Origin of the sequence: Pseudomonas sp. SIMBA_068 (assembly GCF_046534705.1) — a bacterium.
Classification (GTDB): Bacteria; Pseudomonadota; Gammaproteobacteria; order Pseudomonadales; family Pseudomonadaceae; genus Aquipseudomonas; species Aquipseudomonas putida.
In genome coordinates, this window is sequence record NZ_JAWRYI010001409.1 from 1 (window position 1) to 243 (window position 243).

Annotated in this window: 1 protein-coding gene; it reads right to left on the minus strand. The window is 67.5% G+C overall.

Annotation, left to right across the window (positions count from 1 at the left end; translation table 11 throughout):
* The coding region (locus SB756_RS34260; protein ID WP_410913779.1) for an aminotransferase class I/II-fold pyridoxal phosphate-dependent enzyme at positions 1-243 on the minus strand (243 nt) is incomplete at both ends.

A 243-nucleotide genomic window follows, 5' to 3' on the forward strand; every position in this document is an offset into this window, starting at 1 on the left:
GCGCCCCTGCTCACCCACCACGCCGATGCCGTGCGCATCATCCACCAGCAGCCAGCCCTCTGCCTGGCGCGTCTGTTGCGCCAGGGCGGCCAGCGGCGCACTGTCGCCATCCATGCTGAAAATACCTTCCGTCACCACCAGCGTTTCGCCCTCACAGGGAGAGGCGAGCCGGGCTGTCAGGCTCTCCGGCGCGTTGTGATGGAAACGTCGTAGCTGTGCCGGACTATGGCTGGCGGCGTCGAG